This window comes from Kribbella sp. NPDC006257 (assembly GCF_040613535.1).
Taxonomy (GTDB): Bacteria; Actinomycetota; Actinomycetes; order Propionibacteriales; family Kribbellaceae; genus Kribbella.
Genome location: NZ_JBEXSJ010000017.1, coordinates 61,074 through 73,832, shown reverse-complemented (window position 1 = coordinate 73,832; position 12,759 = coordinate 61,074). Strand labels below are relative to the sequence as shown.

The following is a 12,759-nucleotide window of genomic DNA, read 5'->3' as shown; positions in this document are numbered from 1 at the left end:
ATGGTGGAAGCGCTAGGCTCTTGTGACTTCCGTAGTACAGATATTAGTATCCGCAATACGAAATCCCGAGGATTGGGGCGTGGCGCCGGTGGAAGAGGCATTCCTGGTCGAGCTCGATCGCCGACTAGCTGGGGCGGACGCGGAACTCGCGGCGCTGTACCCGGGTGATCGCGGCGTCCGGCAGCCGGTTCACACGGTGTACGTGCCCGCTGACCGGTTCCACGCAGGCACAGTCGGCGAGTGGGCGCAGGGCGCGAAGGAGGCGCTCGAGCGGAATGCGGGGTCGGGCTCGGAGCTGGCCGAGGCATTGGAGCTGCCGACGGGCCTGTCCGATGAACTCTTCGAACGGGTCCTCGCCAAGCTCGAGCGCGAGCCGATCGAGGATCTGCGCATCGACTTCGAGGACGGCTACGGCACCCGGCCTGACGAGGACGACGCAGCAATCAGTGCCGCGCGTGCAGTGGCCGATCTGGTGAAGACTGGCGAGGTTCCGCCGTACTACGGCCTGCGGATCAAGTCGCTGGAGGCGCCGACCCGGCGTCGTGGGGTGCGGACGCTCGACCTGTTCGTCGGCGAGCTGGCTCGCGCCGAGGCACTGACGGACGGCTTCGTGATCACACTCGCCAAGGTCACCTCGGTGGAGCAGATCGAGGCGATGGTCGTTGTGCTCGACGCAATCGAGGAGGCGCACGGCATACCGGCTGGTGCGTTGAAATTCGAGATCCAGGTCGAGACGCCACAGGCGATTCTCGGCCCGAACGGTACGACGCCGCTGGGCCGGATGATCAAGGCCGGCGCGGGCCGCGTGACCGGGCTCCACTACGGCACTTATGACTACTCGGCCTCGCTCGGCATCGCAGCGGCGTACCAGAGCATGGAGCACCCGGTCGCAGACCATGCCAAGGACACCATGCAACTGGCCGCCGCAGGCACCGGTGTCTTCGTCTGCGACGGATCGACCAACGTCCTCCCGATCGGCGAGCGCGAAGACGTCCATGCCGCCTGGCGTCTCCACCTACGGCTCGTACGACGGTCGCTCGCGCGCGGCATCTACCAGGGCTGGGACATGCACCCGGCTCAGCTGCCGACCCGGTACGTCGCCACCTACCTCTTCTACCGCGAGTCCCTCGACTCGGCAGCCAAACGCCTCCGCGCCTACGTCAACGGCGGCGACTCCGGCTACCTCGACGAACCCGCAACAGCAGCCGCCCTGGCCACCTACATCCTCCGCGGCCTCGACTGCGGCGCCACCGCCCAATCGGAACTGGACACGCTGATCGGCATCGACACGCCCACCCTCGCCAAACTGGCCCGCCGACCGCTCCGGGCCTAGCGGCGGAGCTCCCCGGTCCGGTTCGGGAGGGCGGCTGGTGGGGTTTTCGGCCGCTGACGGGATTATTTCGCGGTACTGGCCGAACATCGCGCCAGCGGCTGCGATGCTTCAGCGGCTGCGTGGGGGAGTGGTTCGGTTTGTCAGGCGGTGCTGGGTGTGTGCGACCTGTGTTGCCAGGGTGGGTTCGTCGACGGTGATGACCGTGTCGTGTTCTACGACTGGGTGGCCGTTGACCAGAAGTAGTTCTAGCGGCGGGGGTGAGCCTAGGACGAGGGCGGCTACTGGGTCGGGGATGCCGGCGTGGGGGAGGGTGTCGAGGCGCCAGACGGCCAGGTCGGCGAGTTTGCCTACCTCCAAGGAGCCGATCTCGTTCTCCCGGCCGAGGATGCGGGCTCCGTCCAGGGTCGCCATTTCCAGTACGTCCCGTACGCCGAGTGCTTGCGGGCCGCCTCGTGCTCGGGCGAAGAGGAGGGCGTGCCGCAACTCTTCGAGCAGGCTGCCGGCTTCGTTGCTGGCGGCACCGTCTACGCCGAGGCCGACCGGGCAACCAGCGGCCCGGAGGTCGGCGACGCGGGCGATGCCGGCGCCGAGGCGGGCGTTCGAACTGGGGCAGTGAGCGATCCCGGTGGTGGTCCGGCCGAGGCGTTTGATCTCCGCGTCGTCGAAGTGGATGCCGTGCGCGAACCACACGTCCGAACCGGTCCAGCCGAGCTGAGCGGCGTACTCGGACGGCGTACAGCCGAACTTCTCCGCACACCAGTCGGCCTCGTCGGTGGTCTCCGCGAGGTGCGTGTGCAAGCGGACGCCTTTGCGGCGGGCGAGTTCGGCGGCCTCGCGCATGAGCCCGTCGGTGACGCTGAACGGGGAGCACGGGGCGACCACGATCCGCAGCATCGAGTCCGGTGCGGGATCGTGCCAGCGGTCGATCGCCGCCTCGGTCGCGAGCAGGATCTCGTCGCGGTCCTGGACCACCGAGTCGGGTGGCAGGCCGCCGTCCTTCTCGCTCAGATCCATCGATCCGCGGGCCGGATGGAACCGGAGCCCGACCTGGCGTGCGGCGAGGATCTCGGCTTCCAGCAGGTCGCCGCCGGGGAAGACGTAGTGATGGTCGGAGGCGGTGGTGCAGCCCGTACGCGCGAGTTGGGCCAACGCACCTTGGGCGGCGATGTGGACGGATTCTTCGTCGATGCCGGCCCAGACCGGGTAGAGCGTGGTCAGCCAGCCGAACAAGGTGGCGTCGACGGCGAGCCCGCGAGTCACCCACTGGTAGAGATGCTGGTGGGTGTTGACGAAGCCAGGCGTGACGAGGCATCCGCGCCCGTCGATCACCCGGGTGCCCGCCGGTACGACGGGCGCCGGGCCGGGGCCGACGGCAACAATTCGGTTGCCGTCAGCAATGACGTGCCCGGTGGTCAGCTCACGCCGCTCGCGATCAAGCGTGACCACCGCCGCACCCTCGATGACAATCAACAGACATCCTGTACTGCGCACGCGCCGCCGACCATCAACAGAGATCCCGTACTGCGTGTGCCGCCGACCATCGACAGGGATCGCGTAGTGCGTGTGCCGGCGGTCATCAGCAGAAGCCTGGTACTGCGTGCCAGGCCGAACCCGCGTCGGTTGCGTCGTCGCGGACCACGGTTGCCTCGATCAAGCCGTAGGGGCGGTCTGCGGCGATGAATACCTCGCCGGGGTTCTCCACGTCGAACGGGCTGAGGTCCACGAGGAAGTGGTGCTTGTTGGGGGCCGAGAACTTGATCTCGGCGACCTCGGGGTGACGCCGGAGGACGGCTTCGCCCATCCCGTACAGGGTCTGCTGGAGCGCGAGACTGTGAATCTTCGCGAACTGCTCGAGCAGGAGGCCCTTGATCTCGTCGTACGACTTGTCCCAGTCGACGTCGGTGTGGTCGTACCGCCAGCGGGCGACGAGTGAGGTCGCGAGGATGCGGTCGTTCGTCTCCGGCAGAGTCGTGTACTTGTCCTTCAGGAAGCCGTGGAACTCCGAGCCGGTCGACTTGAGGACGGTCAGGTCGCGGATGCCGGAGACGACGTACGCCGTGCGCTCGTCGCCGCGGCCCTCGACGTTGACGACCGTCGTACGGATGCCGGCGCCGCTGCGGACGAACGAGTGGTCGTGGCCGGTGCCGTCGACCGAGATCCGCTCCCAGGGATACTCCTCGATCTCGACGCGCGCGCCGTCTGCCGCGGCCGAAGCCTCGAGGAAGTGGTCGCCGAGGGTCAGGGCGAACTCCTCGATCGCGCCGACGCCCTTCTCCTTGGCGAACGCGAACGCGGTGTTCTTCTGGCTGTCGGTCGGCAGTACCTCGGACTGGTCCCCGACGGTGTGCGCGTTCTCGAACCGGCCGCGGAGGGCGGAGGAGACGTTCAGGTCGCGGATCTGGTGGCGCGGCGTGTCGCGGTAGATCCGCACGACCCGGCTCTCGGCCTTGCCGTACTGGTTGGCTCCCAGGTGGATCGCCATCGGGTCAGCTCCCTCGATAGGTGGAAAAGGCAAACGGGCTGAGCAACAGAGGCACGTGATAGTGCCGCTCATCAGAAACCACAAAACTCACAACAACCTCAGGAAAAAAGAACTCTTGCCCGGTGATGGCTGCGTATACGCCGACATCAAACCGAAGCTGGTAGATGCCGGGCACCAGTTGACCGCAGCCGAAGTCGGTGACGCGCCCATCTGCGTCCGTCGTACCGCTCCCGACCGCGGACAAGTCCGCGGTCGTGTCCGCGCTCGTGAGTGCAGCGCCTTCAAGGTGACCGTTCACCCCCACCCCACCACTCGCGTCCGGCTCGGACCCTGCTGCCGCTCCCGCCCCGCCGGTCGGCTCCGGCTCCGCCGTTTTCAGGCGGTGGAGCTGGACGGGGATGCCTGGGGCGGGGAGGCCTTGGGCTGTGTCCAGGATGTGGGTGGAGATGGTGCTCATGCGGGGATTTCCTTGGTAGCGGGGACGAGGTTGGTTAGGCGGAGGGCGGCGATTTTGCGGAGTTCGGTTCGTACAACGGTCGCCTCGGTGGTGGGGTCGTTCTTCAGGCGGTCGTGGAGGGCGGTGAGCATCTGGTCGGCTGTGAGGCCGGTGGCGCAGATGAGGAAGACCTGGTTGAAGCGTTGTTCGTAGGCCCGGTTGCCGGCCGCCAGGGCTGCGCGGATGGCGGGGTCGTCTCCTACGCCTGACTGTTCTTTGCGGGACCAGGAGGCCTCGGTGGTGTCGCCGTCGGCGCGGTCACCGATTCGGGGGTGGGCGGCTAGGGCTTGGGCGACTTCGGCGTCGGTGAGGTCCCGCGAGACGGCGTCGGCTGCACCAACCAGGGCGGCCGAGTCGGCGTACGGGCGACCCGCGAGGAGGTGGTCGACCCAACGGGGTACGTCGCAGCAGGCGGCCAGTTGGGGGCGCAGCTCGTCGGCGGGGAGTGCGTTGAATTCCTGCAGGTCCACCGATCACACCTTTCCGGAGGAGTCGTTCAGCAGTTGACCGTCGATCCAGACGGCCCGGATGTCGGCGGGAGTGCCGAGCGTGAAGACCCGGGCGAGGGTGTCTTCGGCGTCGGCCGCGTGGGTGATGCCTACGGCCAACGGTGATCCTTCGACCGGGCGCAGCAATTGCGCATCGAACCGTTTGCTGACGCTCAGATCCCCGACCTCGGCACCGAGACCGAGCGCGTCCGCACCAGCAGCAGTTGCCAGATGCAACAAGTGCGCGGAGCTCAGCGGATGCCCGTGATCACCGAGCAGCTGCTGGCAGAAGTATGCCTGCAGCCCCTCCTTCAGCAACGAGAAACCGGTGCCGGCACCGACATCGGACCCCAACGCAACCCGTACGCCGTGGTCGAGGTGACGCCCCAACGGGAACAACCCGCTCCCCAGCACCGCGTTGCTCGTGGGGCAATGCGCGATCGTCGCGCTGTTCTCGGCCAGCAGCTTCAGCTCGACGTCGGTCGGATGCACGTTGTGTGCAAAGACGCTCCGCCGATCGACCAGCCCGTGTCGCTCATACGTGCTGACGTAGTCGCTCCCGCCGAACAGCTCGGCAACCGTTGCGATCTCGGCCTCGTTCTCGTTGAGATGCGAGGTGAAGAGCGCCCCCGGAATCTCCTCCAGCACGGACTTGCACGAGGCGAGAAGCTCGTCCGTGCAAGAGAGCGAGAACCGAGGCGTCACGGCGTACCGGTTGCGGCCTACTCCGTGCCAGCGAGACGCGAGCGCCAGCGATTCGTCGTACGCCCGCGCAGGTGTCGTCAGCAGATCGTCGCGGATGATCCGGTCGCTGACGACCAGCCCGCTGGTGATTCGCAACCCGACCCGCGAGGCGGCAGTGAAGAGCGTGTCGACCGCCGATGCGAAATGCGCCCCGAAGACCAGCGCGCTCGTCGTACCAGCTGCTGCGAGACCGCGCACGAACTCGTCGGCGACCGACGAAGCGTAGGCGGCGTCAGCCATCCGCGCTTCCTCAGGCAGTGCGTACTTGTCGAGCCACTCGAGCAACGGCATCCCCATCCCACCGACAGCCCGGATCTGCGGGAAGTGAACATGCGTGTCCACGAATCCCGGCAGCACCAGCCCGCCGGTCAGGTCGACGATGTGCTCGGCGGGATGCGACGCACGGATCTCCGCGTACGGGCCGCGGGCAACGATCACCCCGTCGGTGACGACCAACGCGGCGTCGGTGTCGACACGCAGCGTGCCGCCCTTGAACGGGTTGTCCGGGGTGTCGAGGAAGGTGCCTCTGAACAGCGTCATGCGGTTGCCTCACGATGGGCCGGCGCGGAGTTGCGCTCGGCAACGAACAGTTGGAGCAGCCAGGCGGCCACGCTGACCGCGATGACGGCCGGCTCCTTGCCGGGCAGGCCGGACAGCCCGATCGGCGTGACGATCTTGTCCACAGCCGAGCCGGTGTGACCGTCCTCAAGAAGCTTGCGCCGGAAGCGGGACCACTTGGCACTCGACCCGATCAGGCCGATCGTGGCGAGCCGACCGTCGCGCAGAGCGGCGTCGCACAAGGCCGCGTCCTCGGCATGGTCATGGGTCATCACCAGCGCGTGGGTGCCCGGCGGCAGCTCGGCGATCACTAGTTCCGGCAGAACCGGGACCGGATGCACATGGACGCCGGCCACAGCGTCGTCGAGAACGGACAACCGCGCGGCGGTCAGCTGGTCAGGTCGCGAGTCGACCAGATGCAGCTCGATGTCGTGCCGGACCAGGATCCGGGCGAGTTCGAAGCCGACATGCCCGACCCCGAAGATCGCGACGGACGGCACGACCGGCAGCGGTTCGAGCAACAGCCGCACCTCGCCACCACAGCACTGAACACCGTGCTGGTACGGCGCCTTGTCCGACAACGCGAATTCCAGCACCTCCGGCCCAGTCGCCCCAGAAGCAATCAGCCCACGCGCGTGCTCGATCGCAACCGACTCAAGGTTGCCGCCACCGACCGTGGCCCAGACCTCATCCGTAGCCACCACCATCTTGGCCCCGGCTTCCCGAGGCGCATGACCTCGAACCGACATGACCGTCACCAGTACGCCGGGTCGCCGCTGCTCCCGCAGCCGCTGGACCGCCTTCATCCACTCCATCTCGTCACTCACCCCCACTCCGTGCCCGTTCCAGTGCCCAATACACCGCTTCGGGGGTCGCAGGCGATGGAAGATCGACACTCGTCCCAGCCGATCCGAACGCGGCCGCTGCCTGCCGAAGCGCTTCTCGTACGGAGAAAGCAAGCATCAACGGCGGCTCACCCACCGCCTTCGAGCCGTAGACCGCACCGTCTTCGTGCGCCTTCTCCAGCAACCGGACGTTGAAGACCTCCGGCATCTCCGAGAAGCTCGGCAGCTTGTAAGTGCTCGCGGCCTGCGTCGCCAGCCTTCCGCGATGCGGACCTTCAGTTTCGTCCCAGCGGAGATCCTCGAGCGTCAGCCAGCCAGCGCCCTGGACGAAGCCGCCCTCGATCTGGCCGAGGTCGATCAGCGGGCTGAGACTGTCGCCGACGTCGTGCACGATGTCGACCTGCCGCAGCTTGTACGAACCGGTGAAGCCGTCGACCTCGACCTCAGCCGCGGCCACCCCGTACGCGAAGTACTTGAACGGTTCGCCCCGCATCGCGTTGGCGTCCCAGTGCAGTCCCTCGGTGCGGTAGAACCCGGCCGCCCAGAGCTGGACCCGCTGGTGGTAGGCCGCATGGACGACCTCCTCCCAGGTCAGTTCCTCGCCACCGAAGACGATCCCACGGACCGTCCCGTCGACGATCCGGACATCCTTCGGGCTGATCCCGAGCTTGCCGCCGGCAACTTGTTCGAGCCGCTCGCGGATCTGCTCGCAGGCGTTCTTGATCGCGGCACCGTTGAGGTCCGCACCCGAACTCGCCGCGGTCGCCGAAGTGTTCGGCACCTTGTCGGTCCGGGTCGGCGCGAGCCGAACCCGAGCCAGCGGTACGCCGAGGCAGGTGGCCGCGACTTGCAGCATCTTCGTGTGCAGCCCCTGGCCCATCTCGGTGCCGCCGTGATTGATCAGCACCGAGCCGTCCTTGTAGACGTGCACCAGCGCGCCAGCCTGGTTGAAGGCCGTCAGGTTGAACGAGATCCCGAACTTCACCGGCGTCATCGCGATCGCCCGCTTAGTATCCGCATGCCGAGAGTTGAATTCCGCGATCTCCGCCTGACGCGCAGCGATCGCGCCCGACGACAGCACCTCGCTCCAGCACGCCTCCAACCGCTCGGCATGGCGAACAGGCATCCCGTACGGCGTACTGTGCTGCGACTGGTAGAGATTCCGCCGACGGAGCTCCATCGCGTCAAAGCCGAGCAGCGGCGCGCACCGGCCGAGGATGTCCTCGATCACGACCATGCCCTGCGGGCCGCCGAACCCCCGGAACGCGGTCTGCGACGTCTTGTTCGTCTTCGCGATCCGGCCGTCGACGCGAACATTCGGAATCCAGTACGAGTTGTCAATATGGCACATCGCGCGCGCCAGCACCGGCTCGGACAGATCGAGACTCCACCCGCCATCGGCCGTCAGCGTCGCGTCGAGCGCCACCAGATGACCGTCGTCGTCGAAGCCCACCCGCCAAGAGCTGTGGAACCCGTGCCGCTTGCCCGTCATCGTGACGTCCTGCGTCCGGTTGAGCCGCAGCCGCACCGGCCGGCCGGTCAACGTCGCACCGAGCGCCGCGATGGCAGCGAACCCGTGCGGCTGCATCTCCTTGCCGCCGAACCCACCGCCCATCCGCAGGCACTGCACAGTCACCGCATGACTGGCAACGCCGAGCACGTGCGCGATGATCTCCTGCGTCTCCGAAGGATGCTGCGTGCTGCTCTGCACGAAGATCTGGCCGCCCTCGTCGACCAGCGCCAGCGCCGAGTTGGTCTCCAGATAGAAGTGCTCCTGCCCGGCGAACTCGAACTCACCGGAGAACACGTGCGGCGCCGAAGCCAGCGCAGACTCGACATCACCGCTCTCCAGATGCCGCCCGATCCCCTGGAAGTTGCCTGCGGCAATCGCCTCGCGAACGGTCACCAGCGACGGCAGCGGCTCGTACTCGACCTCGACGGCTGCAGCCCCAAGCCGGGCCGCCTCCAAAGTCTCGGCCAACACCCAGCAGATGGCATGCCCGTTGAACATCACCACATCGGGAAACAGCGGCTCGTCGTGCTTCACCCCGGCGTCATTGATGCCCGGCACGTCCTCGCTGGTGAGAACCCGGACCACCCCCGGTACGTCGTACGCGGGCTTGACCTTCAGCGAAACGATCCGCGCGTGCGCATGCGGCGACTGCACCGGGAAGGCATGCAGCACGTCGCGGGTCCGTACGACGAGGTCGTCGGTGTACAGCGCCTGGCCGGTGACATGCAGCGCGGCACTCTCGTGGGGCATCGGGATGCCGACGACCGCCTGAGCAGGTCGTTGCGACAGCGAACTCATGCGCTCACACCTCCTTGTGCGTAGAAGCGGAGCAACGATTGGCCGAGCATCGCCGACCGGTACGACGCGCTCGCCCGGTGATCGTCCATCGGCGTACCCTCGGCGGCCATCACCGCGGCCGCCTCACGCACCGTCGTCTCGGTCCAAGGCTTGCCGGTCAACGCTTCCTCGGTCGCAAGTGCACGCAACGGCGTCGCAGCGACTCCACCGAGACCGATCCGGGCGCTCACGACAGTGCCGTCCACGACCTCGATGGCATAGCCGACTGCCACGCTGGAGATGTCGTCGAACCGCCGCTTGGCGATCTTGTGGAACGCGGTAAAAGGGGCTAGAGGCAACGGAAGCACGATCGACTTGATCAGCTCGTCAGCAGCCTTCAGAGTCTGACGATATCCGGTGAAATAGTCGCTGAAGGCAACCACCCGCTCGCCACGCCGCGAGGCCAGCACCAAGGAGGCATCGAGAGCGAGCAATGCCGGCGGCGTGTCACCGATCGGCGACCCGGTCCCGAGATTGCCGCCGATCGTGGCCCCGTTGCGGATCAGCCGCGAGGCGAACTGCGGGAACATCTGCGCGAGCAACGGCACCCGCCCGTCCAGCATCCGCTCGATCTCGCTCAACGTCAGCGCCGCGCCCAGCCGGATCTCCTCGGCCCCGACCGAGAACTCCCGCAGCTCGCTCAGCCGATCCACCGCAACGACCAACTCGGGCCGCACCGCGCGGAGATTGACTTCCACGCCCGAGTCCGTCGATCCCGCAACAACCCGCGCCTCGGGCCGTTCGGCCAGCAACGCAAGCACCTCGTCGAGACTCGTCGGCCGCACGAACTCCGCCCCATCGACCACCAGTCGAGTTGCAGCAGGCGCCGGCGGCGGCGACGACCGGCGTACTGCGAAGGCGTCGTTCTCCTCCGGTACGCCGAGCGCGTACGCCGCGTCGCGGATCGGCCGATAGCCGGTGCACCGGCACAGGTTCCCGCTCAGCGAGTGGAGGTCGAAACCATTCGGGCCGTGCTCATGATCAGGTGAGGCGCACGGCGTACGGGCGGGGCGGTAGTACTCCGCGGCCATGCTGCAGACGAAACCTGGTGTGCAGTAGCCGCACTGCGAGCCGCCCCGGACGGCTATTTCCTCTTGCACCGGATGCAAAGCGTCCGGGGAGCCAAGGCCTTCCGACGTGATGATCTCTTGGCCGTCGAGCGAGGCAGCCGGGAGGAGGCAGGCATTGACCGCGGTCCATTCGGTCGGGGTGTCGATGCCCGGGCGGGCGACCAGCACCGAGCACGCCCCGCACTCGCCCTCGGCGCAGCCTTCCTTCGCGCCGGTCAGTCCGCGGTCGCGAAGCCAATCCAGTAAGGACGTGTGCACGGGTACGCCGTCCAGGCGGGTGTCCTGGCCGTTGACCTTGATCGCGGCGGCGCGGAGGGTTTGCGGGGTGCTCATCGGCTGCTGCTCCAGCGGGTTCGTGCGCTATGGATGGGGTTCGCGTCCTGCAGGAAGTCGTCGAAGCGGTAGCCGGCGATCTTCGCGATCTCGAGGAGCGCCGCGGCGTGCTCCTGGTTCTCGCAGTTGCCGAGCCGGATGCGGCCCTGTTCCACGATCCGGTCGAAAGATTCCGCGTCCCGTACCGAGATCACGAGCGGGAAGCCGAAGCGTTCGCGGTACGCCGCGGTGATCGAGGCGAGCTCGTCGCGATCGGGTTCCGGGAGATAGGTGAGACCGCGGGCCGACTGGTCCCGGAGCGAGGCCTCGCCACTGAGGCCGTCGGCAACGAATTGTGAACCGAGCTGCGGGTAGGACTCGATCAACTCGCGCTGCTCGTCCGGCGAGCCGGAGAAGAGCGCTTCCTGGAACGAGCGCCGCAGTGCGTGGGTGTCGGCGAAGGGCCGCATCTCCCAGGCCCGCTCGACCATCCAGGTCGGTCCCTGGAACAGGTCGCGGAAGGTGGTGACGAACTCGTCGCGGCTCATCTCGTTCACCTGGTCCAGCCGGACGATGCTGTCACCCGGTGCCCCGGCCACCGCGGGACCGAAGTTCTTTCCCACATGGTGGAAGAGCAGGTTGAGGCCGATCGCGGTCAGGCTGCCGAGCGTGATGCCGCTGCCGAAGATGATCTCGGCCCAGCCCGGCACCGCCTGGGAGATCTGCGGCTGCGCCGTGACATACATGGCCAGGCCGACGCTGGTCGCGACGATCACCACGTTCCGGTGGTCGTGGAAGTCAACTTTCGCGAGCGTCTGGAAGCCGACCACCGCGACGGTCGCGAACATCGCCAGCGCGGCGCCGCCCAGCACCGGATGGGGGACACCGGCAACGATCGCGCCGGCCTTGGGGACCAGTCCGAGCAGAATCATGATTCCGCCGGCCGCCGCGACGACCCAGCGGCTCTTGACCCGGGTGAGCCGGACCAGGCCGACGTTCTCGGCGAAACACGTGTAGGGGAAGGAGTTGAAGACGCCGCCGATGGTGGTGGCCAGGCCGTCGGCGCGCAGAGCCCGGGCGATGTCCTCGCGGCCGATCCGCTTCTCGACGATCTCGCCGGTCGCGAACACGTCACCGGTGGTCTCGACCGCGGTGATCAGCATGACCACGATCATCGAGATGATCGCGGCGATCGAGAACTTCGGCCAGCCGAAGTTGAACGGGGTGGTGACGCCGACCCAGTCGGAGCTGCTGACCGCGCCGAAGTGCGCGTCGCCGAGCGCCCAGGCGACCGCCGTACCGACGACCAGGCCGACCAGTACGGCGATCGTCGCCAGGAAGCCCTTGAAGATCCGCTGGATCGCGACGATCAGCGCGAGCGTGCCCAACGCGTAGGCCAGGTTCTTGCCGCTGGTCGGATCCGAGGTCGGGCCTGCACCGCCGGTCGCGTCCCCAGCAGCGACCGGTAGCAGAGCCAGGCCGATGATCGTGATGACCGAGCCGGTCACCACCGGTGGGAAGAATCGGATCAACCGGCTGAAGAACGGTGCGATCAGGAACGTGGCCAGGCCGGCGACGAGGACAGCGCCGTAGATCACCAGCAGGCCGCTGGTCCCGCCCCCCGCGGCGAGCCCGATCGCGATCATCGGCGAGACCGCGGTGAAGGTGACGCCCTGCAGCAGCGGCAGCCGGACCCCGACCTTCCAGAAGCCCACCGACTGGATGATCGAGGCGATCCCGCAGGTGAACAGGTCGGCGTTGATCAGGTGCACCAGCTGCTCCGTGGTCAGGCCGATCGAGTTCGCCAGCAGGATCGGGACGATCACCGCCCCGGCGTAGAAGGCCAGCACGTGCTGGGTCCCGTAGATGGCGAGTCGGCCCGGTGAGAGCACCTGGTCGACCGGATGACGGGAAGCTCGCGTCGTTGCCTTCATCGGGGGCACCTTCCAAGAGGGTCGCGGCGGCTGCACTGATCACGGACGGATCGGCCTGCACGACAGCTTGGGCTCAGGTGGCAGCCGTTTGCACCCCATAAACCTCCGAACTTGCGCTGTTCCGGGAGGCCCAGTCTTGGAGGATCC

The 12,759-nt window shown here is 67.4% G+C and carries 10 protein-coding genes; 1 reads left to right on the top strand and 9 read right to left on the bottom strand.

The window, feature by feature from the left end; all coding sequences use genetic code 11:
• Positions 1-79: 79 nt before the first annotated feature.
• Positions 80-1,333 (top strand): aldolase, encoded by a 1,254-nt coding sequence (locus ABZ004_RS21565; RefSeq protein ID WP_355682039.1) that lies wholly within the window; start codon positions 80-82, stop codon positions 1,331-1,333.
• A gap of 108 nt (positions 1,334-1,441) precedes the next feature.
• Here the strand turns inward: ABZ004_RS21565 and ABZ004_RS21560 are convergent, their stop codons facing one another.
• From ABZ004_RS21560 to uraD (ABZ004_RS21520), 9 genes are all read right to left on the bottom strand, one after another.
• Positions 1,442-2,803: an 8-oxoguanine deaminase gene (locus tag ABZ004_RS21560; RefSeq protein WP_355682037.1), complete on the bottom strand. Its 1,362-nt coding sequence runs from the start codon at positions 2,801-2,803 to the stop codon at positions 1,442-1,444.
• Positions 2,804-2,909: 106 nt separating this feature from the next.
• A complete protein-coding gene (gene pucL / locus ABZ004_RS21555) occupies positions 2,910-3,815 on the bottom strand; it encodes a factor-independent urate hydroxylase (RefSeq protein WP_355682035.1) in 906 nt (301 codons plus the stop codon).
• Positions 3,816-3,819: 4 nt separating this feature from the next.
• Positions 3,820-4,272, bottom strand: a complete 453-nt coding sequence (locus tag ABZ004_RS21550) for a hydroxyisourate hydrolase (RefSeq protein WP_355682034.1) — start codon at positions 4,270-4,272, stop codon at positions 3,820-3,822.
• Positions 4,269-4,781, bottom strand: coding sequence for a 2-oxo-4-hydroxy-4-carboxy-5-ureidoimidazoline decarboxylase (uraD, locus tag ABZ004_RS21545; RefSeq protein ID WP_355682032.1), 513 nt, complete (start codon positions 4,779-4,781; stop codon positions 4,269-4,271). The genes ABZ004_RS21550 and uraD (ABZ004_RS21545) overlap by 4 nt, the downstream gene beginning before the upstream one ends.
• Positions 4,782-4,784: 3 nt before the next feature.
• Positions 4,785-6,083, bottom strand: a complete 1,299-nt coding sequence (gene guaD / locus ABZ004_RS21540; RefSeq protein ID WP_355682030.1) for a guanine deaminase — start codon at positions 6,081-6,083, stop codon at positions 4,785-4,787.
• Complete coding sequence (xdhC, locus tag ABZ004_RS21535) at positions 6,080-6,928, bottom strand: xanthine dehydrogenase accessory protein XdhC (protein WP_355682028.1); 849 nt, start codon at positions 6,926-6,928, stop codon at positions 6,080-6,082. The genes guaD and xdhC overlap by 4 nt, the downstream gene beginning before the upstream one ends.
• The gene (gene xdhB / locus ABZ004_RS21530; protein WP_355682026.1) at positions 6,921-9,257 is read right to left on the bottom strand and encodes a xanthine dehydrogenase molybdopterin binding subunit; all 2,337 of its coding nucleotides are present in this window, start codon (positions 9,255-9,257) and stop codon (positions 6,921-6,923) included. Before xdhB ends, xdhC begins: the two co-directional genes overlap by 8 nt.
• Positions 9,254-10,699 carry an FAD binding domain-containing protein gene (locus ABZ004_RS21525; RefSeq protein WP_355682024.1) on the bottom strand — a complete coding sequence of 482 codons (1,446 nt, stop codon included), beginning with the start codon at positions 10,697-10,699 and terminating at the stop codon, positions 9,254-9,256. The genes xdhB and ABZ004_RS21525 overlap by 4 nt, the downstream gene beginning before the upstream one ends.
• Positions 10,696-12,612, bottom strand: coding sequence for a 2-oxo-4-hydroxy-4-carboxy-5-ureidoimidazoline decarboxylase (gene uraD / locus ABZ004_RS21520; protein ID WP_355682023.1), 1,917 nt, complete (start codon positions 12,610-12,612; stop codon positions 10,696-10,698). The genes ABZ004_RS21525 and uraD (ABZ004_RS21520) overlap by 4 nt, the downstream gene beginning before the upstream one ends.
• Positions 12,613-12,759 lie beyond the last annotated feature (147 nt).

Excerpts from the sequence above, each read along its gene's own strand:
- pucL (WP_355682035.1), bottom strand. The coding sequence starts at position 3,815 with ATGGCGATCCACCTGGGAGCCAACCAGTACGGCAAGGCCGAGAGCCGG.
- ABZ004_RS21550 (WP_355682034.1), bottom strand. The coding sequence starts at position 4,272 with ATGAGCACCATCTCCACCCACATCCTGGACACAGCCCAAGGCCTCCCC.
- guaD (WP_355682030.1), bottom strand. The coding sequence starts at position 6,083 with ATGACGCTGTTCAGAGGCACCTTCCTCGACACCCCGGACAACCCGTTC.
- xdhB (WP_355682026.1), bottom strand. The coding sequence starts at position 9,257 with ATGAGTTCGCTGTCGCAACGACCTGCTCAGGCGGTCGTCGGCATCCCG.
- ABZ004_RS21525 (WP_355682024.1), bottom strand. The coding sequence starts at position 10,699 with ATGAGCACCCCGCAAACCCTCCGCGCCGCCGCGATCAAGGTCAACGGC.
- uraD (WP_355682023.1), bottom strand. The coding sequence starts at position 12,612 with ATGAAGGCAACGACGCGAGCTTCCCGTCATCCGGTCGACCAGGTGCTC.